Annotated in this window: 18 protein-coding genes; 10 read left to right on the top strand and 8 right to left on the bottom strand. The window is 50.5% G+C overall.

Annotated elements, in window-relative coordinates:
• Nucleotides 1-6 precede the first annotated feature (6 nt).
• The 4 genes from ACO5JD_RS05235 to ACO5JD_RS05250 all read left to right on the top strand — a co-directional run bounded on the left by ACO5JD_RS05235 (nt 7) and on the right by ACO5JD_RS05250 (nt 3709).
• A complete protein-coding gene (locus tag ACO5JD_RS05235; protein WP_484988177.1) occupies nt 7-1413 on the top strand; it encodes a cation:proton antiporter in 1407 nt (468 codons plus the stop codon).
• Between the two features lie 97 nt (nt 1414-1510).
• Nucleotides 1511-2293, top strand: a complete 783-nt coding sequence (locus tag ACO5JD_RS05240) for a ZIP family metal transporter (RefSeq protein ID WP_484988179.1) — start codon at nt 1511-1513, stop codon at nt 2291-2293.
• A gap of 163 nt (nt 2294-2456) precedes the next feature.
• Complete coding sequence (locus tag ACO5JD_RS05245; protein WP_484988181.1) at nt 2457-3218, top strand: DUF3793 family protein; 762 nt, start codon at nt 2457-2459, stop codon at nt 3216-3218.
• 80 nt (nt 3219-3298) lie between these two features.
• Nucleotides 3299-3709, top strand: a complete 411-nt coding sequence (locus ACO5JD_RS05250; RefSeq protein ID WP_484988183.1) for a flavodoxin domain-containing protein — start codon at nt 3299-3301, stop codon at nt 3707-3709.
• 153 nt (nt 3710-3862) lie between these two features.
• On the opposite strand, the gene ACO5JD_RS05255 is transcribed toward ACO5JD_RS05250, so the two are convergent.
• Nucleotides 3863-4288 (bottom strand): Fur family transcriptional regulator, encoded by a 426-nt coding sequence (locus ACO5JD_RS05255; RefSeq protein ID WP_484988185.1) that lies wholly within the window; start codon nt 4286-4288, stop codon nt 3863-3865.
• Nucleotides 4289-4443: 155 nt separating this feature from the next.
• On the opposite strand from ACO5JD_RS05255, the gene ACO5JD_RS05260 reads away from it, so the two are divergent.
• Entirely contained in the window at nt 4444-4971 is a 528-nt protein-coding gene (locus tag ACO5JD_RS05260) for a hypothetical protein (RefSeq protein WP_484988187.1), read from the top strand.
• An 88-nt stretch (nt 4972-5059) separates the two neighbouring features.
• Here ACO5JD_RS05260 and ACO5JD_RS05265 read toward each other — a convergent pair whose 3' ends face one another.
• Nucleotides 5060-6718: a DUF438 domain-containing protein gene (locus tag ACO5JD_RS05265; RefSeq protein WP_484988189.1), complete on the bottom strand. Its 1659-nt coding sequence runs from the start codon at nt 6716-6718 to the stop codon at nt 5060-5062.
• Nucleotides 6719-6961: 243 nt separating this feature from the next.
• Here ACO5JD_RS05265 and eno point away from each other — a divergent pair, with 243 nt between their 5' ends.
• The gene (eno, locus tag ACO5JD_RS05270) at nt 6962-8251 is read left to right on the top strand and encodes a phosphopyruvate hydratase (protein ID WP_484988191.1); all 1290 of its coding nucleotides are present in this window, start codon (nt 6962-6964) and stop codon (nt 8249-8251) included.
• A gap of 463 nt (nt 8252-8714) precedes the next feature.
• Here eno and ACO5JD_RS05275 read toward each other — a convergent pair whose 3' ends face one another.
• Both ACO5JD_RS05275 and ACO5JD_RS05280 read right to left on the bottom strand, forming a co-directional pair.
• Entirely contained in the window at nt 8715-9251 is a 537-nt protein-coding gene (locus ACO5JD_RS05275) for a hypothetical protein (protein ID WP_484988193.1), read from the bottom strand.
• Nucleotides 9252-9774: 523 nt separating this feature from the next.
• On the bottom strand, nt 9775-10290 hold the full coding sequence (locus ACO5JD_RS05280) for a ferritin (RefSeq protein WP_484988195.1): 516 nt from the start codon (nt 10288-10290) through the stop codon (nt 9775-9777).
• A 162-nt stretch (nt 10291-10452) separates the two neighbouring features.
• On the opposite strand from ACO5JD_RS05280, the gene ACO5JD_RS05285 reads away from it, so the two are divergent.
• Nucleotides 10453-11847, top strand: a complete 1395-nt coding sequence (locus tag ACO5JD_RS05285; RefSeq protein WP_484988197.1) for an MATE family efflux transporter — start codon at nt 10453-10455, stop codon at nt 11845-11847.
• A gap of 101 nt (nt 11848-11948) precedes the next feature.
• Here ACO5JD_RS05285 and ACO5JD_RS05290 read toward each other — a convergent pair whose 3' ends face one another.
• From ACO5JD_RS05290 to ACO5JD_RS05300, 3 genes are all read right to left on the bottom strand, one after another.
• Nucleotides 11949-12875 carry a putative ABC transporter permease gene (locus ACO5JD_RS05290; RefSeq protein WP_484988199.1) on the bottom strand — a complete coding sequence of 309 codons (927 nt, stop codon included), beginning with the start codon at nt 12873-12875 and terminating at the stop codon, nt 11949-11951.
• Nucleotides 12876-12942: 67 nt separating this feature from the next.
• Nucleotides 12943-13455: a nitroreductase family protein gene (locus ACO5JD_RS05295; protein WP_484988201.1), complete on the bottom strand. Its 513-nt coding sequence runs from the start codon at nt 13453-13455 to the stop codon at nt 12943-12945.
• A gap of 976 nt (nt 13456-14431) precedes the next feature.
• The gene (locus ACO5JD_RS05300; RefSeq protein WP_484988203.1) at nt 14432-15217 is read right to left on the bottom strand and encodes a hypothetical protein; all 786 of its coding nucleotides are present in this window, start codon (nt 15215-15217) and stop codon (nt 14432-14434) included.
• Between the two features lie 236 nt (nt 15218-15453).
• Between ACO5JD_RS05300 and ACO5JD_RS05305 the strand changes: the two genes are divergently transcribed.
• Nucleotides 15454-17637 (top strand): family 78 glycoside hydrolase catalytic domain, encoded by a 2184-nt coding sequence (locus ACO5JD_RS05305; RefSeq protein ID WP_484988205.1) that lies wholly within the window; start codon nt 15454-15456, stop codon nt 17635-17637.
• Nucleotides 17638-18452: 815 nt separating this feature from the next.
• On the opposite strand, the gene ACO5JD_RS05310 is transcribed toward ACO5JD_RS05305, so the two are convergent.
• A complete protein-coding gene (locus ACO5JD_RS05310) occupies nt 18453-19679 on the bottom strand; it encodes an ATP-binding protein (RefSeq protein WP_484988207.1) in 1227 nt (408 codons plus the stop codon).
• A 245-nt stretch (nt 19680-19924) separates the two neighbouring features.
• Between ACO5JD_RS05310 and ACO5JD_RS05315 the strand changes: the two genes are divergently transcribed.
• A complete protein-coding gene (locus tag ACO5JD_RS05315) occupies nt 19925-20476 on the top strand; it encodes a hypothetical protein (RefSeq protein WP_484988209.1) in 552 nt (183 codons plus the stop codon).
• Nucleotides 20477-20749: 273 nt separating this feature from the next.
• Entirely contained in the window at nt 20750-22087 is a 1338-nt protein-coding gene (locus ACO5JD_RS05320; RefSeq protein ID WP_484988211.1) for an ATP-binding protein, read from the top strand.
• Nucleotides 22088-22123 lie beyond the last annotated feature (36 nt).

Genomic DNA, 22123 nt, shown 5'->3' on the forward strand with positions numbered 1-22123 from the left:
GGACTTATGCTGACGACCCTCTTTCTTCTTTCGGTTGCTTTGCTTGTAGCGTTTCTTGCGTCGATTGTTGCGAGCATTATTCCTGGGCGAGCAGTGCCTGAGGTTGTGATTTTGGTATTTGCAGGTGCCATTTTGGGCAGATGGCTACCGATTGCAAACGATACAGGTATGGAATTTATTTCCGAACTTGGGATGGCATTTCTCTTTTTGATGGCGGGTTTTGAAATCGAGCCAACAAAAATGTCGGGGAAAATGACTCGTCATGCCATGCTTTCATGGCTGGTATCTTTGGGATTGGCGCTGCTCTTTATTCAAGGGATTTCCTCTGCACGTTTTTCGGGAGTTGCTGGCTATGCCTTTGCAATTGCACTAACTACCACGGCATATGGCACACTTGCGCCTATCATGCGCGAACGTGGGCTGCTTGGCACGCGCGTGGGGCAGGTGGTAACGGTATATGGTGCGCTTGGCGAAGTATTGCCTATTGTTGCGATGGCTTTTTTGCTGTCAACCCGTGATCATGTGGAGACCAGCGTACTACTGCTGTTTTTTATAGTGATGTGCTTGTTAATCGCGACTTTTCCTCTGCGCGCAAGAAAGCTTGGTGGCAAATTACAGACTTTTTTGCGAAGCAATGCAGCAGATAGTACCGAGGCAGCTGTACGCGCCGTTACTTTGCTTTTGGTATTCCTTGTATTTTCGGCAGAGCGCTTGGGCTTTGATGCAGCGCTAGGGGCGTTTGCAGCAGGTTTTACTTTGCGCGGTCTGTTGCCTGCGGGCAACGATCATCTTGAGTTGCGCTTGCGTGCGATTGCGAGTGGCTTTTTGGTACCAGTGTTTTTCTTTGTGTCCGGTGCAGCGATTGATTTGACTGCGGCATTTGCAGATTTGAGACTGCTTTTTGGCTTCATTGCTTTGCTTGTGCTGGTGCGTGGAGTGGTAGTAGGAATCTCTCTGAATATGTGTTCCGAAACGCGTTCAATGAGCTGGCAAGAAAAGTTTTCCGCTGCGGCATACTGCACGATGGCTTTGCCTTTAGTGGTTGCGGTTACACGAGCTGCAGTAAATAGTGGCGCAATGGGGGTTTCTGAAGCATCGGTGTTGGTCACTGCAGGTGCATTGACAGTGCTGCTGATACCAATTCTTACCTCGCTAGTGCGCGTTACTAGTGCGACTCATCCCGTGGAGGCAGCTCGTGAAATTGCAGCTCATGAGCCTGTTTGGGAAGTTATCGAGCAACACCGTTTGGAGTTGCGTCGAGAAGAACAGCGTCTGCGAGAGCTGCGTCGCCATGCACGCAAACATAAGATTTCCTCGACTGATTATTTGGCAACTGGTCATTTGCATAGGGATAAGCAGTTTGGCGAAAATGCTCGCCACAAATCACATTCGCAACAAACAAATTCAGACTAATTTGCAATCGAGCGTAAAGCTCCAAAGCACGTGGGTATACTTTCGCTTGGATTATTAGCGAAGGTTTATCCTCGTTTTGCTCCGGAGGCTTTCTTCTATGAACTATGCAATTGTTATTGGCTTGCTCATTCCCTTTTTAGGTACATCGCTGGGTGCAGCGTGCGTCTTTTTTATGCGCAACAATCTTTCCGATAATGTAGACCGAATTCTCACGGGTTTTGCTGCAGGTGTTATGGTTGCGGCATCAATTTGGTCACTGATTATCCCTGCCATTGAGGGTTCAGCATCGTTGGGTAAATGGGCGTTTTTACCAGCCTTTTTTGGATTTTGGCTGGGTATTTTATTCTTACTATTTTTGGATCATGCTATTCCACACCTTCATGTGCGGGCAAATGAAACAGAAGGTCCCACTTCTAATCTGCGCCGTACTACGATGATGGTGCTTGCAGTTACCATGCACAATATCCCTGAGGGAATGGCTGTTGGTGTTGTTTATGCAGGTATGGCTTTTGGTGGAGCAGGGATTACTGCCTCTGCCGCGGCTGCGCTTTCTTGGGGTATTGCAATTCAGAATTTCCCCGAAGGCGCCATTGTGTCAATGCCTTTACGCGAGGAAGGGGAGAGCAAACTCAAGTCATTTGTGCTGGGTGTGCTATCTGGCGCTGTAGAACCCATTGCTGCAGTTATTACTATTTTTGCGGCAAAACAAGTTGTTGCCATGATGCCAATCCTGCTGTCTTTTGCAGCGGGTGCCATGATGTATGTTGTAGTAGAAGAGCTGATCCCAGAAATGAGTGCGGGCAAGCATTCTAATGTTGGTGTGCTGGCATTTGCTTTAGGTTTCACTATTATGATGGCGCTTGATGTCGCTTTGGGTTAAGGCTTGGGCTACATTTCTCGTCGTTTGATGATTTGAGGTTCCTAGGGTTGTGCTGTCTTTACGCAGAACAATTTAACCAGAATAACTAAGAGTTGACCCAAACAAGTAAACCATGTATAACTCTCTTGTTATAAGTAAGTATTAGCTAACAAGGGTGAGGGACATGGGAGATTCACTTTTGCTGGGGATGCGTTATCATCCTGATACGCTAGATAGTCCTGCCACCCCAAATTCTGTCTCTAACGGTGAAAACATTCATCAGTATGAACGGATTGAAGCGGCGCTTGCCCGTGAGTTAGTGGGTCGTCTAGTAGTTGGTGCTGCAGGAGTTATTTCTGGGATAAAACCAGCATCTTTAGTAAATTATGTCCCCCACGTTCTTGAATCCTATGGAATTCATCCGCGTGCAGCACGTGCAGCAGAGCGTGAAGCCATTCGCTGTTGTGCTCGAAATCTCGACCACTTTGGCTTGCGTTTGATTGTGCTGGATCGTCGTGGCGGTAGGGTAGTTCTCTTCATTTATCGTCCCTGCGCCTTAAACCAAGTACTTGCTCATTCTGATGTGCGCTCCCTGCTTACTGTCACAGGATACGATATTCGTTCTCTCGATACGGTGGTCTCCACCCTGCGCCAGCGCATGGCAAATTACTATGGCGCAGATAGTCATCGCGTGGCAAGCTTTCCGCATGAAGTTGGTCTTTTGCTGGGTTATCCCGCAGAAGATGTTAGAGGTTTTATGGCTGGCAAAAAGGAAAGTTGCCGAGGCCCTTGGAAAGCTTATGGTGACGTAAAAACTGCACAAGCTCGCTTTCGGTATATTACCAACTGCGAGCGTCATTGCCGTGAGCGCTTTGCTGCGGGTGAGTCCTTTGCGGAATTACTTGCTCAGCCAAGTGTTATGCACATCCCACAGTCTGTCCTGTAATGACCGCATCTAGCAGGCAATTTGGTATCAACTCGCAAATGCGATGGTACATATCGAGAGTCCTTTGATTGGAGAAACAAATGAGCAAACTGGCAGTTGTGTACTGGACAATGACTGGTAACACAGAAGCTATGGCCCAAGCCGTAGCTGACGGTGCGACTGATGCCGACGTCATCGCTGTTGCCGACTTCAGTGCTGATAAAGTTGCAGACTACGATGCTTTTGCTTTTGGCTGTCCTGCGATGGGTGCGGAAGAGCTTGATACTGATGAATTTGAGCCTGTTTGGGATGAGTGCTGCTCTGAGTTTGGCGATAAGCCCGTCGGTCTATTTGGATCTTACGACTGGGGTACGGGTGAATGGATGGAGACTTGGAAGTCCAATGCCGAGGAGGCGGGCGTCAAAGTGGTTGATACCGTTATTGCCAATCTCGAGCCTGATGACGATGCAATTGAGGCTCTTAAGAATCTGGGTGCAAAGCTTTCTGCTTAATTGCTGTCCAGCGCTGAGATAAGAAACTAAATCCCATCAATCAAAATGGCAGGTGTGTTTATGCCGCACCTGCCATTTTTTTGAGGAATTTTTTGTCATGGCCGGAGTACTGAACGTAGCCATATTGTTTGTACTCAACGGTATTATCTTTGACTAGTCCTCGTACTTTGCCAAGCATTCTTCGCAGGTGCCATAAAATACGGTCTGCCACGGATCAATCCTAAATCCGTGCTCTTTTTCGATATGCTCACGAATCCCAGATAACTCGTCACAGTGCAGATGAATGAGCTTGCCACACTCGCGGCAAAGACAGTGAAAACATGCTGGTTCATCGTGATCGCCCTGATCACCCACGTATTCATAGCACGCAGCATGACCACGAGCATCAGGCATTTTATGTACCTTACCCTCACCCTCAAGCTGCATAAGCGTGCGATATACCGTTGCGACACTGGTAGAATAACCGTCCTCAGCAACGGTTTGGGCAAGAGTTTGGGCGGTGATATGATTGCCGGCATTCTTTCGAAGCGCAGAAAGAATTGCTTCACGTTGTTTGGTTTTGTAGTGCTGCCTTGTCATATTTGCCTTCAACTTTCTAGCTATCACACGACAAATTGTAGCGGTTAAACCACTGGATTTGAGAACGATTGCATATCGTAGCACGACACAAGATTGGTTAAACTAAAACAAGCAACTCTTTGCATAATTTGTATATGGCAAAAAAGGGAGTTCTTATGGTTAGCATCGATATGATGATTGGCCAAGAAGAAAAAGATGCACTGGTTCAGTTGGCCTTGCGTTTTCCGATATACAAAAGTCGTACGCGTAAGGTTCGTATTTTTGCTGCAGTAGTCGCAGTAGCATCATTTGTTTTTGTGCTGTTGGACTACGGGTTTTGGTTCAGAGCATTAATGGCAGCTGCAACCATATTTTTTGTTTGGTATGCCGTAATAGGTTACAAGTGGGCATATAGCAGGAGTTTCAAGAAAATACAGCGTTCGATGAACGAGCGTCTTGTGTCAAACAAGCATCACTATGAACTTGATTCACAAGGTATCACTTCTACTTCTAATGTGGGTAAGACCCAAAACAACTGGGAAGCTTTTGAAGTTTGGGGCATTTATCACTCATACGTATATATTCGGCGTTTTGATGGTGGGATAGTGCTGATTGACCAACGTTTGTTGGTTGACAGCGAGCGGGAAGAGCTTTTTGACATACTAAAAGCCGCAGGCGTTTCGCGCGATTCTTATGCGAAATAACCTGCGACTAATAGCAGTGTCGAAATGTGTTGATGCCCTGCGTTTAACATCTAGCATTTAGTGTTGAACATCGAGCGTCTAGCGAGAACTACCATTCTTGGTCTTGGCGCTTCTCAAGCTCATCCATAACGACATCAGTTTTCTTGGGCGTCGGTACAAAATGCTCATGAGCGGCGGTAAGATCCTCAACAAATTCAAGTGTGCCTAGGTAGCTACCCTGCTCGTCACGAACAGCGATGTAACGGACAAGTAAATCACGACCATCGCGTTTATGCCAAACCTCAAATGAATTTTGTTTGCCCGCACGAAATTCATTAAAGAGCCAACGCACCATGCCTTCGACCTTGGGCGGGTGGCAGCTATAAACGGGACGACCCAAAGCAGTTAAGGGACGCTTAAAATCCTTAGCACCTTCGTTGAAGTAAGAATTATTGTCATCGGTATCTACAAAGCTAATCTCGCCAGGAATTGTGTTAAGCAGAGCACGAAGCTGGGCTGCTGTCATGCTGCCGCTAGGAAGTACAACTTTTTCAGTAGTAAGTTCTGCTTGTGGTGCAGCAGGGCGAGCAAGTTCCCAAGCGGGTGCCTTTTCCACTAGACAGGGGGCATAGTCACCTAGGTCAAAGGCGATATTTTGCCATTCTTTCTCACTGAAGTTTGCGGCACAAATAGGAAAGAGAATATGAGCCTCTTTGTAAATCATTTCTTTTGCACGCTGCAAAACAGCACGAGTGCGGGTAATCCAGTCTACATTGGGAGTGCTCCCTGCAAGTTGTCGCAACTCATCACGAATCTCATCGTCAACAGTCCACATAACATTTGCGGGTCCTGTAATGTTGTAGCGATTTGCCAGCATGGGATACAAAAGATCGCCTTTTTTGGAATAGTGGATTGAAATGTGGCGTAGCTTTTGGATATCAGCTTGTGCTCCTACCAAATCCTGTTTATCAAGCTCATCTGAAATTTTATCAAGCAGCGCAGCAATTGCAGAGTTTTCACTCGTTAGCAGGTTAAGGGGATGCCCCGGAATAGCACTGAGCGTTGTGGCTGTGGTGATATGAGCGGTGGCTTGGGCGTGATTGCTTTTGGCTTCGTCAGAACTCCTACTGACTCTGTTGATAGCAACTTCATCTTTGTCTTTGGCAAAAGCAGCTTCAACCGCGGTGGCAGCGTTGCTCATCATGGACTTCATTGCGGCTCCGTCAATTTCTTCGCGGGTCGCACCATGAAAAAGTGCAGAATGTACATCGCAAAGGCGGGTAACCTCAGGCAGGGGAGTGCCTTCCGCAATAAGTTCTTGCTCGGCGGTCATAATTTCGCTAGCGTCGACATCGCTAAACTTTGCGGCAAAGTCTTCGCGCACGCTTTCTAGGTCTTCACCCTCAGTGAGCCTGCGAACATAGGATTTTAGTAAAGCGGAACGTTCATCGGAGTTTGGTTGGCTTTGCTTGGCAAGCAGATCGGCAGATGCTGTAAGGGAGGTTGTCTGGCTTTCTTTGACGGCTGTTTTCTGTTCGTCTTCCTGTATGACTTCAAAGCCAGACGCTTCAAGTTTGGCAACAACTTCATCTAGCTTAAACTCTTTGATAGCACAGCCCTTGGGGATAGTCATCACGCGTCCCACAGTATTGAGTGCCATAGGTTTGGCGATATCGCGAAAACCAATCTCTTGCATCACATCTCGAAGCTCAGGATAGTCCTCAACAAGATCGTGGATCGTACGGGATAGTTTGAGTTTCTTTGTCATGAGAAACCTCTCCTTAAGGTTGGACGCCAATGTCAAATACAGTTGTGTTAGGTAGTACTGCTTTTATAGTTCTTTGATATACCCTATGCCGGGTTCAAAGTATTCCAACGATGACTCGAAAAATAAAGTTTCCTTAATCTGACTTTTATCATGAATTTTGTATTTTTAAGTGTATGAGATGGCTAACTAATGGATAACCTACTTGGTGTGTAGGAAATATTCCACCGCGTGAAAGGGGTTCGTATGAGCAGGATCGCAAAAGTATATGGTCGCGAAGTTTTGGATTCCCGTGGCAATCCCACGGTTGAGGTTGAGGTAACTCTTGAGGATGGCAGCTTTGCTCGTGCTATCGTGCCCTCTGGCGCATCTACTGGTGAGTTTGAGGCTGTTGAGCTGCGTGATGGTGACAAGGGTCGCTATCTGGGCAAGGGTGTTTCGCAGGCTGTTGCTCATGTTAACGATGAGTGCCAGGTTATTGTGGGCATGGATGCTCGCGATCAGCGTGCTATTGATCATGCTTTGATTGCTGCTGATGGTACTCCTAACAAGGGTAAGCTCGGTGCAAATGCTATTTTGGGATGCTCTCTTGCTGTCGCTCGTGCTGCTGCCATCTCGGCTGGTCTGCCTCTGCATGAGTATTTAGGCGGTGCTGGTGCTCATACCCTGCCAACCCCAATGATGAATGTTCTCAATGGTGGCGTACATGCTGATAACAATGTCGACTTCCAGGAATTCATGATTATGCCGGTGGGTGCACCTACCTTTAAGGAAGCGTTGCGCTGGTGTGCCGAGGTCTACCACACCCTTAAGAGCGTCCTCAAGGAAGCTGGCCTTAACACTGGTGTTGGCGATGAGGGTGGTTTTGCCCCCGACCTCAAGACTAATGCTGAGCCCTTTGAGTACCTGATGCGCGCTGTCAAAGAGGCTGGTTTTGAGCCAGGACGCGACTTTATGTTTGCCATGGACCCCGCAACCTCTGAGGTCTATAACAAGGAAACAGGTATGTATGAGCTCAAGGGTGAGGGTCGCACGCTTACTACCGACCAGATGATCGATTACTGGGAGGAGCTTGTTGATAAGTATCCCATCATCTCCATTGAGGATGGTTTGGCTGAGGAAGATTGGGATGGCTGGGTCAAGTTGACCGAGCGTATTGGCAAGAAGGTCCAGCTTGTCGGCGACGACCTCTTTGTTACCAATACCGAGCGCTTGGCAAGGGGCATTAAGCTCGGCGCTGGCAACGCGATTCTCATCAAAGTCAACCAGATTGGCTCTTTGACCGAAACCCTTGAGGCCATCGAGATGGCCAAGCGTGCTGGTTATACCGCCGTTGTGTCCCACCGCTCGGGTGAGACCGAAGATACCACCATCGCCGACCTTGCGGTGGGCACCAATGCCGGCCAGATCAAGACTGGTGCGCCTTGCCGTACTGACCGCGTGGCCAAGTTCAACCAGCTTTTGCGCATTGAGGACAATCTAGGTGAGGCATCGGTCTACGACGGTATCAAGAGCTTCTATAACCTAGGTAAGTAAGCTAACTGGGATTGGATGTTTGACTAGAATCGGACGTTTTGCTTATGTAAGCAAAACTGTATAAACCGCGGGTGCCCTTATTGGCTTCCCGCGGTTTTGTTTGTCTGAGCAAAACATGTCAACTTTTCTGAGTCCAAAGGCTTATGCAATCTTTTCGAAGCCACATTTTCTGGCACCGGTGAGTAAAGATGGGAGTCCAGGTGGTTCATCCTTCGGCCTCGTGAGCAAAGATGGTTCACTTCTCGAGTTCCTGCAAAATCTGACCTGCGCTTATGCAAAGGGGGAGTTCGAAACTCGAACCATCTTTTGTTGGAGGCGTCGAAACATGAACCAGCTGTTGCGATGAAGCTTTGTTACCGTTTCCACCTCATATAGGCAATGGAATCAGACAGGCGTTTTGCTTATATGCTCAATCTGAACATGACTGAGTATCCGATTAAGTTACGGTCAAATGGCTAATGAGTTAGCTGGCACTGCCTTCTGTCTCTGAGTCGCTTGAGATGGTCATAGGAATATTTGCTATCTTGTCGATAGAGCGCAACTTACCATCACCAAAATCGATATATATCAGACCTGCACTTTGGTTATTTGGCATGCCCATATCAAAGGAGTAGGCAAGATGTGCTTTGCCGTCCGCGCCGCCATCATCACGATGCAGAATATATATGTTGGGATCTTGGGTGGCTTCTACCGTGCCGTTAATCTGCTTTTCATCTTGGGGATTTGCCTGCCAAGTGATTGTGCCCGTTTTTTCATCAGGATGAGAAAAGCTTACCGATGTTTGTGTATCGCCTTCAAAGGCGCCAGGATATTTTGTAGGGGTGCCGTGGCTTTGATATGTTCCCGTCAGTTTGAAACCTTCTTTTGAAGCGATAAGGTAGGCTTGGGCCTCTTTTTGTGCTTTGGCCATAAGTCCTGCAAGTATGCCTACTACAACAAGGAGCAGCACAATAATTATCTCGCGCCAACGCTGCTTGAGGAGTTTGCCCATATTTTTCATTATGAGATCCTCACATTCTTAAACGAATGAGAATAATAGATGGGATGAGTGCATCCACGATAGTAAACATGTTTTTTTCCTTTTGCATCATAGTAGTAGACTATATATGGAGCAATAGCATATTTTGTATTTACACTTACGGTGTAATAATGCTTGTCTGCGGGGATATTCACACTAAATGAAGTTGCTGTCGGTGATGTGACTCTCTTGCTCAGTGGAAGAGAAACTCCCATTGATCCGAACGGTGTACCAAAAGCAACTGTTACTGAGATAGAACTTCCGCCATCTGGGGCAATTCATTTTGGGACTCCCTTCTTTGGCTGGGAAAACACTCTTAAAATGCAAAATAGTATTGAATCCTTTCTGGATGTTTAATGTTTTCTTAAATACTGGAAGTGGTAAAAAATAGTTTTATTTGTAAGAGTGCTGTGTATAGAAAAAGCCTAGGAGTCGATGTGACGTCCTAGGCTTTGCTTGTAAAAGCCGATCGCGTATACCGCATGTCATTGCATGCAGGTAAAACTTACATTGGTAGGGTAGGAGCGATAAAAGTTCTTGTTTGGTACTCGCGATCCAGCGCAAACAGACCCTGAGGCGTGGTACCAAAGAGCTTCATATTGGAAATCATCTCGGCAGCATTAGCTTCTTCTTCGCCCTGCTCTTTGATAAACCAATCCAGTGTCTGCATCGTGCGGAAGTCATTGACCTCCTTGGCAGCGGCATAGCAGTCATTGATGAGTGAGGTGACATATTCTTCGTGCTTGAGACCTTCTTCTAGTGGCTCGAGATCATTCTTAAATACCTTGGTAGGCTCCTCAAGAGCAAGCATCTTGACATTTACACCGTTATCAATGAGGTAACGGCGCAAAATCTTGGCGTGAGAGACTTCTTCCTGAACCTGAATCATGTACCAGTTGGCAAAACCCTTAAGACCGCGCGCCTCATAATAGTCCGCGAAAGTCAGGTAGTAATATGCCGACCACAGCTCCCTGTTGACTTGATAATTGAGTTTCTCGGCAACCTTTGCATCGAGTGCCATAGCAATCCTTTCCTTGTGATGAGTGCGCCTTTGAGCACATATTTGGTATACCCTGCGTGTCTTTAAGATTTCTCAAGATTTTGAACTAAGCATGTTTTGTCGGTTTTTTTATAGCTTGCACATAGCTGGGGTACAACGGTATAGAGACAAAAAAGAACGGAGATGGCTGGCGTGACGGTAAGTAGTCCAACATTACAGGCGGACGAGGAAGCAACACAACGCAAACGAGAAGAGATGCTCACTCAGCCCGTTGGTCCTCTTATCTTGCGTTTGGGCGCACCATCAGTGATTGCCAACATCGTAACAACCATTTATAACCTTGCAGATTCATTTTTTATCGGACAGATTTCGACTGCCGCAGAAGGTGCTGTAGGTGTGGCATTCTTTGTCATGACCCTTATCCAAGGTATTGGTTTTTATTTTGGTCAGGGTACGGGCAACGCATTAGGGCGCTACCTTGGCAAAGATGAGCGCGAGCAAGCGCAGCGTATGGCGACCACGGGTCTTGCGTTGTCATTTGGTTTTGGCGTGATTCTTGCTGTGGTGGGAACGATTTTTCTTGAACCTATATGCCGTTTAGCAGGGGCGACTGAAACTATATTGCCGCACGCAAAAGCTTATGTGACCCTCATATTGATTGGCGCACCATGGATGGCAGCATCGCTGACAGCCAACTTTCAGCTACGTATGGAAGGCGAGTCGTTCTGGTCGATGGTGGCATTGGTTACTGGAGCCATATTGGATTTTTTGCTCGATCCAATTTTTATTTTTGTGTTGCAGATGGACATCGCTGGTGCAGCTTTAGCGACGATTATATGTGAATTGATTAGCTTTTTGATGATTGTGATTTCGTCGCAAAAATTGGGTGTGGCACCGTACGACTTTAGGCTGCTTAAGATTGATGGCAATTTGTTGCGAGAAATCAATAACGGAGGTTTACCTTCACTTGCGCGCCAGATGGTATCGGGCGTGGCGACAGTGGCACTCAATCATGCTGCACGGCCTTTTGGCGATGCGGCAATTGCGGCGATGGCTATTGTGTCACGCGTTTCAAGTGTGGGCAATTATGTGCAGATTGGTATTGGCCAGGGTTTTCAGTCGCTATGCGGTTACAACTATGGGGCAGGCAGAGGAGACCGTGTACGCAAAGGTTATTTCTTTGCGGTGCGTGCCTGCATAATTGCAGTTGCTGCGGTGAGTGCGATGGTGTTTGTTTTTGCGCCACAGATTGCAGCTGCCATGCGTAACGATCCTGAAGTGATTGCAATTGCAACGGTAGCTTTGCGTTTTCAAGCAGTAACTTTGCCGATTACCGGTATTGCAATGATTACGAATTTTATGTTGCAAACGACAGGACGTATGTGGCGTGCGCTTTTCTTGGGTCTGGCGCGTCTGGGCATTGTGCTGGCTCCCATGGTTACGCTGCTGCCGTTGGCATTTGGTTTATTAGGTGTTGAGATGGCACAGTCAGCTGCAGACGTGGTGACCGTCTGCATTGCCGTTCCGATGGCTCGAATAGCGCTGCGTGAGGTGGGTGTGGTGCAGCCAATAGAGTAAAGTTCGCAGCGCGAGGTTCTGCTTGTCAAAAAGCGTTCTCGTTATTCGCACATTCAAGCACCAGAGCTGCATGTTCATCTTTGCTCATCGGTGACAGGTGGTTAATTTGCTTCTAGATTTTGGAAGCGGTTTGCAATGAACTCATCGGTATAGTGCGTATCTACCCAAACTTCAAAAGCATTTGCGGGTGGAATTCCCATTTCGCGCGAGACCTTGCGATCAAAACAAAATATAGTCATCCAAATATCAAGGCTGAGATAGGTTGCCAAGAGCACGATAAAGACAAACTGTCGCTTCGAGTGAAAAATGCCAATGCCGTAGAGCAAGCTTGGCATGATGGTGCGCGTCCAGATGAGGCCAAGCAGACCCCAGATAACAAGAAAACGCCAGGCCACATAGGGTGTGATGTGGTCAGGAAGGTAGATATAGGTCCAGGAGTGTGCGTGGATGAGATGCTCCATGCCCCAGCCAGTGATTTGCTCGAGCGTGCCGCCGACAACGGCTCCCGAGAGGAATATCTGCAGGTCATTGGCATGGTGACGGCGTAGAAAATATGCGTTGAAAGTTAGCAGCACCGCGCCAAAACCATACAGCGGAGAAAACGGTCCCCATACGAGACCAGCACGATTTTGGGTGAGACCAGCTGTAATGAGCATCCAAATTTCTTCCAACACCAGCCCCAAAATGCTGCAGAGGAAGAAAATCATGATGACTTGCCACCAACCGATGGGCGTGGCATCAAGAAACTCCTCGCGCAGCTTGCGCACAACATCATTTACGCGACGGCGCTGCTCACGCGAAAGGCGAGGGTTTCTGAGGGTATAGAGCGTATTACGAGTGCCGCGCGCTCGTCTCCAAGCGCGCGCTGTGGCAATCTGGATTTGAATGTCTTCATCAAGCTTTTTGTTGGCGCTGAGGCGGTCAAGTTCTTTGCCGCCGCCGAGCCAGTTCCAGAAGTTGCGAATAATCCAAGCAATTAGCCTGAGGACCTCAAGTAAAACAATGAGGCCGATGATAGTCCAAAGCACGGCCTCTCCTTACTTTTTGGTCTTGGGCATTTGGATGTGTAAATGTTGCTGTGGCGCACTTGTGTTACTAGAGATAGCTAACCGTTTCAGACAGCGGTTTGCGTGACTCATGATTTTTGAGAGGCGTGCCGTTGGCTGCAGCATGTCCTAAATCAAGCAGAGCCACAGGCACTTGCTGCTTAGGCAAGTCGAAAATCTGCTGGGCTTGCTCGGGGCTAAAGAAATTAATCCAGCAGCTCCCCAAACCTTCGTTTGCTGCAGCAAGCATCATATGTGTGGTCACGATTGCTACATCCTCCGCCCCTGAATCCTTGGGGCTTTGAGGATAGTGGAAGACAGCGTCGGCGTCATAACACACTATCAAGACGATAGGGGCACCGTACCTGCAAGGTGTTATTTCATCTATTTTGGCGAGGGCGTCAGAGCTCTTGAGCACATAGATACGCTGCGGCTGACTGTTTTTTGCAGTAGGTGCAAGACGACCTGCCTCAAGAACAGCTGCAAGCTGCTGGTCATCGATTGGGGTGTCGGTGTATGCCTTGCAAGAGTAGCGAGCTTGTACGAGTGAAAGAAAGTCCATAATGCATCTCCTTTTTGCTGCTGTAGTTAGCTTAGCAAATTGGGGTGATATGTCTGTTGTTTGATAAGAAAAAGTGCAGGAAGGATAGGAGAGAGGTAATGAAGAGGTATATTAGCGAAAGACTGGCTATTTGTAGGAGAGCTCTCATTATGAAAGCTCTCCTCAATTTTATGGAACAACTCTCCATATGAAAGCTCTCCTCAATTCCTACTAATTTCTGGGAATTATGCTTGACAGCAATAAGTAATCCATGTATAACTTTTATTGTCAAAAACGAAAGGGGGCCGAGATGATTCAAGCAGTAATTTTTGCAGTAGCTGTAAGCGTCTTGGGCCTCGCGATTCAGAATTTTCTTCTGAGACGAGTTGTTTAAACCTGGCCGAGGCTGTGGACCCTCTCCCCACAGCGATAAGCCCTTCATAACCGCCGACGTTCCCCCTTTCTTGCGTCGGCGGTTTTATTTTTGCTGAGATTTTGGGATATAGGCAAAAAAGTGTCTAACTGTATTTCTTATATATGGCAGATAAGAAAATCTATCTCGGAGCAGCAGCTGTTAAGTATTTCGCCAAGGAAGTTGCCGCTTATAAATATAGTAAGAATATCAGAGGATAGCTACCCCTCTTCGCTCTGAGGGTCGATGTGCGCCATTGCCCTGTTTTTGAGTCTCAGTGTTTTCGCTGGTAAAAGACCTATTTTGAAAGGCAGCTATTTTCCCGTGTTTTGCCGCACTTTTTGGTTTTAACAAACTCGCTGGTAGATGACATATGTCCATATTTCAAACATAAATATCTTATCCAATAACAGAGCTAAATGGCGCAAACCGTCTCTCAGAGCGAAGAGGGGTGTGATCAGAGGTTTTCTACCGAGTGGTTTTGCTTGATTGAAATTTCACCCAAACTGAGGTTGGGATAGATTTGCACCTATGTTTAGGCAAGCAGAACGAGATGCAGGTTGACAGTTCAAGACGCCTTGCAGCTTACCAGTCACTGCTCCAGTCAGTATCGCTGCTGTCCCAGCCACCAAAATCAAAATCCCAGTCGTTATCGTCCCAGTCATCGTTATTCCAGTCATCATCACTGGTTTTGGATTCATAGCGAGGAACATTCGAATCGGATAAGTCAGAGGTATTCTTGCCCTCAAAATACTCATCGGCATTGTTTTCCAACACGTCAGGTACCTCAGAAGCAGAGGTCCAGTCGTTGCCAATTGATTGATACCAACCATGGTCGTAGTAGTAATAGTCGTTGTTATAACGGTAGTAACCCTTGCTGTGCGTACCAGCAGACATTGTCGCTACAACAATAGTAATAATGACGATGATGATTAGGGCTAAGACAATACCTTTTGCAGTATTTGATTTGTCGGAGCTGTTTTGGTGTTGCCTCGATCTGCCGCTCTGCTTGCGATCCAAAATTTCGGCACGCATTTTTTGATAAATTTCGTTGACGGCATAGGCTTCGTCGTCGCCTGAATAACGAATGACGCGGGAGCCGTCGGCTTTGTTTTTATAGACAATAAAATTGCCATCCGTTGGGTTTTTGTAAATGCCAAAAGCGCGAGGTTCCTTGTAATCCTGTCCAATGAAAAAGCGCATCTTTTCCAGCGGAAGCTTGTGCGCGTGGGCAAAGGCAAGCAACTCTTCAATGGTTTTTGGCACACCGTGACCGCTGCGGGTCATATGTTCGTTTGGCGCTCCGCAATACGGGCAGCGTTCGTCAGTCTCATCGATATAGTTGTCGCAAAAATCGCATTTAACCTTCATGTGACAGCCTCCTCGATGAAGCGTTGGGGGTAAGAATGTGGTGCTTGCTTGAGAATAGTGTATCCTAGCCCACCCAAAGCGGGTGAGGCTGTTAATGTTGCGCACGCGAACGTTTGCAAATTGCAGTTAGGCGTATCGCGTTAGAATGGATATGTGCATTACCTGCGCAAATTCGGCGCATGCTGCGTTGGCTGGCGCGGAAAATGTCTCGACACAGATGAGGCATAGGAGGAACTATGACATATGCACTGGAGACTGCTACTTGGATTTCGGGACCTGAGTTTGACTATGGTTCAGATGGAGCAGGCTACTTTGATGGACATCACAATCATATTGTGAAGACTGATTTTGACTGCGATACGCCCGAGGGCGCGACGTTGGAGATTGCTTCGCTGGGCTATCGTGTGGCGCGCATCAATGGTCAGCGCGTGGGTAAAGACGAACTGGCGGGGGAGTGGACGCGCTTTGACAAGTTAGTTTATTTTGACCGCTACGATATTTCTGATTTGCTCGTAGCTGGCAAGAATAGTATTGAAATAGAGTTGGGCAATGGTTGGTATAACCCTGCTCCAATTCCTTTGCAGGACAGGCAGAGTCTGCGCGATAACTTGGCAGAAGTGGGTACGCCTCAGGTATTGGCCGCGGTTGTTGCTGCCGATGGTACGACGTTGACCCGCACTGATGCAAGCTGGGTTTGGTGTGAGGGGCAACTGACCTTCAACAATCTCTATCTTGGTGAACATCGTGACCTAGGATTTGAGGGAGCAGAATGGGGCGCGGTTGTTGCACGGCCCAATACGCGCGTATTGACACCGTCGGTGGTGCCCGCATGTTCGCGTGAAGGTGTGGTTATGCCAGGCGTAGCACGTGAATTTGCTGATGGCATTTTGATTGATATGGGTCAGATGCTCGCAGGTATTATTGAATTCCGCTTTCACGCACGTGCTGGTCAGAGGGTCACCATCAACTATGCTGAGCAACTCGATGAAGAAGGTAGGTTACTCTTCCCTGCAAATGAGCTTATTCAGCAGGACGTGTTGACCTGCATTGAGGGCGAGAATTTCTTTACCAATGAGTTTTGTTGGCATTCCTTCCGCTACGCCTTTGTTGAGGGGCTTGCTATGGAGGATTTGGAGCACTTTGATGCCTACTATGTGCATACGGCGCTGACCCAAACGGGAGATATTGTCACAGACAATGTCTCTTACCAGCGGCTATTTGATGTTGCACGCCGTACAAAGTTAAACTGCATCCATGGTATTTGGGAGGGTAGCGCGCACGATCGTTTTGGCTACGGTGGCGATATGGTTGCGCTGTTTAATTCGAATGCTTTTCTTTTTGATACGGAAGGCCTGCTAGACAAGACACTTGGTGATTTCTCGCGTGATCAGACTGCACGAGGCGGTGTACCTGCGACGGTGCCTGGAGCTGGCGTTGGCAGTGCGTGCCCTGCGCCTGGAGAAGGTCCGCTGTTGTGGCAGCTTGCCTATCCCTATTTGGCTGTTCGAGCAGATCAGTGGTACGGCAGGAAGGATCTGCTTGAGCGTGAATGGCCTCAGCTGGAGCGTTTCTCTCAGTATTTGTTGAGTTTTGATCCAGCCGAACTTGCCCAGTTTTGTCTAGGCGATTTGGGTGGAGTTGGCGATAGTGATGGCGAGACACCCGACCATGAGTTTGTTGGTTGGTGTGCGATTTTATGGGCTTTGGGCTGTGTAGATGAGGTTGCTATTCGCCTAGGCAAGCAAAACCAAACACTTGAAGCAGCTATCGAAAAGCTGCACAAACAAATTGTTGAGCGTTTTGCCCATGCTGATGGCAGTTTTGGCGATGGTACGCAGACCTCATATGCTTTTGCAGCGGCATTGGGTCTGGGAGACCGGCGCAAGCTCACCCATAAACTGGCAGATGCAATTCGTGCAAACGATGGCGTTGTGAGCTGCGGCATGTTTGGCTCGATGCTTGCCTGTGATATGCTCAATCGTTTTGGATTAGACGAGTTGGTTGAAGGTTGGTTGCTGCGTGAACAGTCTCCAAGTTTCTTGGATATGCTATCTGAGGACTCTGGTTCGCTTAAGGGGAGCTGTGGGGGCCAGATTATCTCGCGCAACCACGCGATGATGTCGGGTTATGTGCAGTGGATGGCGCAGGCGCTAGGTGGTATACGCGTGGCAGATGATGCGGTGGCGGCAAATCATCTGGTGATTTCGCCTTTCTTCTCGCCCAAGACAAACAGTCTGACCTGCTCGTATGTGACGCCGCGTGGACAGATATGCGTGGGCTGGGAACGGCAGGTAGCAGGTATTGCGCTGACAGTGACCGTGCCTGCGGGGACGGCAGCAGACGTTTGGGTTGATGGTGCTATCACCACAATTCCTGCCGATAATGCGCCAGTAACTCAGGCTTTCCTTATCGAAGCATAGTCCGCGCCTAGGATCTGCCTGCTTACCCACCAGATCTGCCGGCCTGCCCTCCGCTGGCCGGCAGGTCTGCTTGCCAAAAGCCACACTTCATTTCATCTGTCGTAGTCCTGCGTGCCAAACGCCACGTTCTGTTTCATGCTAGGTGCCAAAAGCCACGCTCTACTTCACTTTTTTAGCCAAAAGCCACATATCTCTTCATGCCCAAAAAATTTACCTGCGCAAACGTCAGGTCCTTTGAAACAGAATGTGGCTTTTGACATTTTTTCTGAAATGATGTGTGGCTTTTGACAAGCAGAGCCGTGTTAGTTGAAAGAATGTGTGACATTTGACAAGCATCGCCGTGCGAGATGAGATGGAGTGTGGCTTTTGGCATTCGAGGGATCCGAGAAGCACAACTGCTAGTCAGCATGAAGCCTTCCTCTGAAACTTTTCTGCGTTTGCGCAGGTCGGATTTTCGTAAATTCAGGAACTTATTTAGTTTGGTAAAAAAGTGTCAGGAGAATGCTCATTTTGGTAGCAATGAGAGCGAAGTATCGCGTATCTCCCGCTGCGTGCTACCATACATCCATAAAGGGGGGGCTGGCGCACGCTAGCTGAGATTGGGTCCAGTGCGACCCTGACCCGTAGACTCTTGATCTAGGGAATGACGATTGCCCGAAAAGGAAATCCATGGGTGCTCTGAACAGCACCTTTTTCATTGGTTCACGAAAATGCACAGCGGGTAGTTCACGAGAATGCTCGGGGATGCGTGGAGCCCTAGGCGGACTTGGCAGCCAATCGGCGAGCGGTCGGCTGCTGGCTGTCTTGCGAGTTGCTCAGAGGTCGGCATCCGATGCCATCAGCTCCGCGATATTGAGGTGTGTGACGCCGTTTCGCGTCGTGGGGAGTGGATCCAGTGTGAGCAGGTATCGCGGCCAACCGTCCCTGATCATCGAGAATGGTCGGAACTCCCTCTCTGCTACCTTCCAATCGGCGATACTCATCGACACCTGCACGTAGATGTAGCGCTGGTTCTTCCGGGCGATGAAGTCCACCTCCAGCCTGCCGACGCGCCCCACGCTGACTGTCCAGCCGTGACGCCTTAGGTACTGGTAGACTACGTTCTCGAGGGCTGGTCCGTAGTTCACTTGGTTGTCTGTGTTGAGCGCGTAGTAGAGTGAGAGGTCGGCGAGGTAGTGCTTCTCGCCACCATGGAGACTCTTCCTGCTCTTAAGGTCGAACGTGGGGCAGCGGTAGAGTACCTTGGCAGCCTCCAGGTAGCCGGCGTAGCGCGAGACCGTCCTCGCGAGGACAGGCGTCCCCTGGGCCTCGCGGAGCTCCTCGGCGATGTTGGTGAAGTTCGTCGGCGCCGCGTAGTTGGAGACCATGTATGCCATGACGCGGCGGAACGCTTCGGTGTTGCGGACCTTGCCAGCTCGTCTGCGGATGTCCTTCTCGACAATCTGACCGATGACGTCGCTGACGTATGCGGAGCGCGCCCCAGGGTCCGGGAGCCGCACGGCGCCCGGCATGCCGCCCTCGCGCAGGTACCGCTCGAACTCCGCGGGCACGGGACCGACCTTCTCGCCGAGGGCCCTCCTCATGCCGAGCCACTCGGGGAACGCTAGGGTGAAGAGCTCCAGCTCTACGTATCGCCCGGTGAGCTTGGTGGCGAGCTCCCCGGAGAGGAGGTAGGAGTTGGAGCCCGTGATGAAAATGAAAGCGCCTTCGAGCCTCCATGCCTCGATTACCTCCTCGAAGTCCTCGATGTTCTGAACCTCGTCGACGAAGAGGTAATGGCCGTGCGGACTGTTTCCGAGGGAGGCCTCAATGGCCGCGTCGAGGGTGTTTGGGTCCCTCACACGCCGATATCTCCTCGCATCGAGGTCGAGATAGGCGATGCGGTCCTCGCTGACCCCGTGCTCCCGCAGCTCTTCCATTACGGTCTGCATGAGGCATGACTTGCCGCAGCGCCTCATACCCGTCACGACCTTGATGAGGTCGGTGTCGTAGAACGGCCTCAGCCGCTCGAGGTACAACTCTCGCCTATAGAGCTCCGTCATGATGCTTCACCTCCCAGAAAAAGCTCATTTAAGGATACATAACTTGTCAAAATTTACAAAGTTTGTATCCTTAACGTGCGTTTTCCGCTGAGGATGTCGGCCATACCCTCAACCTCGTCACATTATTACGCAGGCTCGCGGATCGCCTTGTATAGGGGAGGTGTCGTCCGAATCCAACTAGAGGGTGGAGCGCGTCGACGATCGGCCACACGGAGACGGGAGGCCTCTCGGACTGGCTCTGCTCGATGCTCTCCGAGGCGGACGCGGAGTCAGCGGGGGCAAGGGGGTTCGCAGAAGGCGCCACGAGGTGCGTGATGCTGGCGACTTGCTCGGAGGCGAGCCCCAGCCAGCCCTGGAGGACGCTCGTGCTCTTCGCGGGCGTGCTCTGGGGACGGAAGCGACGACGACAACGAACGACCATGGAGGTCTCTGATGAGGAAGCTCTTGATCGGGGTGGCAATGCTGCTCTGGATGATGATAGCGGCGACATCGTACGGCTGCTGCGTGGTGGCGGCGCGCTGCGACGACGAGGAGGGGACGCGATGAGCGGGGGTTCCATGCCGCACCTCACCAAGTGCGCACTGGTGCACGGGCTCATAGACTCCCTCGCGAGGGCCGACCCGGACATCGGCGAGATGGTACGCGAGGACCGCCTCGGCTTCGAGGGGCCGGGCCTCTGGGCGCCGGTGGACCACGTCGTGGTCTACGCGGATGACCTGAAGGCCGACGTAACTGACCTCACTGCCCTGCAGACCATGGTGGCCATTGCGCAGATGCTCGACCACGTGGTGGTGTGAAACGAGCCAGCCGAGCACTTCGACCCGGAGAGGAGACGAGGCGAGCAAGAAGCGCTAACTGCTAACCAGATTCCGAAATACCAAGGAGGGGATGCGGGCAAATCGTCCGCATCCCCTCAGCTTTTCAATCAAGATTGCCCTCCGTCTCCGTAACGACGCATGAACATTTTTGGCACTTCGGATTAGTTATTTGTCTAGTTTAATGGGAATATAGACACTTTTCTCAACATAAAAATGCTCTATACTACATTTATCAGGAGATTGGAGCATGTGATGGAACGCACGGCAATGAGGGACCTCCTTAGGTGGAAGGACGACCCAAACCGCAAGCCGCTCCTCATGTTCGGCGCGCGCCAGGTGGGCAAGAGCTATCTGATAGAGCAGTTCGCGAGGGAAAACTACGAGAGCTACGCGCTGCTCAACCTCGAGGAGGACCCCAGGCTCGTCCAGGCGTTCGAGGGCAGCCTGGAGCCTGAGAATGTCATGAGGAACCTCAGCCAGGCACTCGGGTTTACGCTCGACGTCAAGGGGATGCTCTACGTCTTCGACGAGGTGCAGGTGTCCAACCGCGCGCTCACGGCGCTGAAGTACTTCCAGGAGGGTGGCTTCCCACACCCCGTCGTCGCCGCCGGGAGCCTCCTAGGGGTTGCGGTTAACCAGAGGGATTACTCGCTGCCCGTGGGCAAGGTCAACACCATGGTCCTGCGCCCCATGACCTTCGACGAGTTCATGGTGGCCACCGGCCACAGCCTCATGCTCGAGGGGATACGGCAGGCTTACGAGGACAAGGCACCCTACCAGCTGCACGACCAGGCCATGGACCTCTACCGCGCCTACCTCCTCGTCGGCGGCATGCCCGAGGCGGTCGACGCCTACGCCCGCACGGGCGACGTGCGCGAGGCCACGCGGGTGCACCGCGACATCCTCAACCTCTACCTGGCCGACATGGCCAAGTACGCCCCCAGCCCCACCGACGTCGCCCGCGCGCGGGACGTGTGGAACAGCGTGCCGGGCCAGCTCGCAAAGGAGAACCGCAAGTTCCAGTACAAGCAGGTGCGACACGGGGGGCGCGCGAGCCAGTACGAGGGGGCCATCTCCTGGCTCCTCTCGGCGGGGCTCATCACCAAGTGTGTGCGCGTCTCGTCAGGGCAGGTGCCCCTCAGGCTCCAGGAGGACGCCTCGGCCTTCAAGGTCTACGCAAACGACACGGGGCTGCTCTCCACGATGTCCGGGGTCCCCGCCAGCGCCCTCTTCGACGAACGGGGTCGGTCGCTGCTCGGCGCGGGTGGCCTCACGGAGAACTACGTGGTGCAGGAGATGGTCGCGCGCGGGATCGAGCCGCGCTACTGGACGAGCAACGGCCAGGCCGAGGTGGACCTCGTGGTCGAGGATGGGTTCGCGAGGGCCGTCCCCGTGGAGGTCAAGTCTACGGAGAACGTCCGGTCTAGGAGCCTCGGTGTCTACCGGGAGAAGTACGAGCCTACGAGGTCCGTGCGCATCTCGGCAAGGAACTTCGGCGAGGGCGAGGTGGAGAGCGTCCCCCTCTACGCTGCTGGGTGCCTTGCCGACGAGCTGGCCGCGCGGTGCCAAGCCTCGGGGATAGTCGGCTGACAGAGCCGGGCGGACGCCCGCCACGTTGAGAGGGCA

It is taken from the genome of Olegusella sp. (assembly GCF_057238325.1).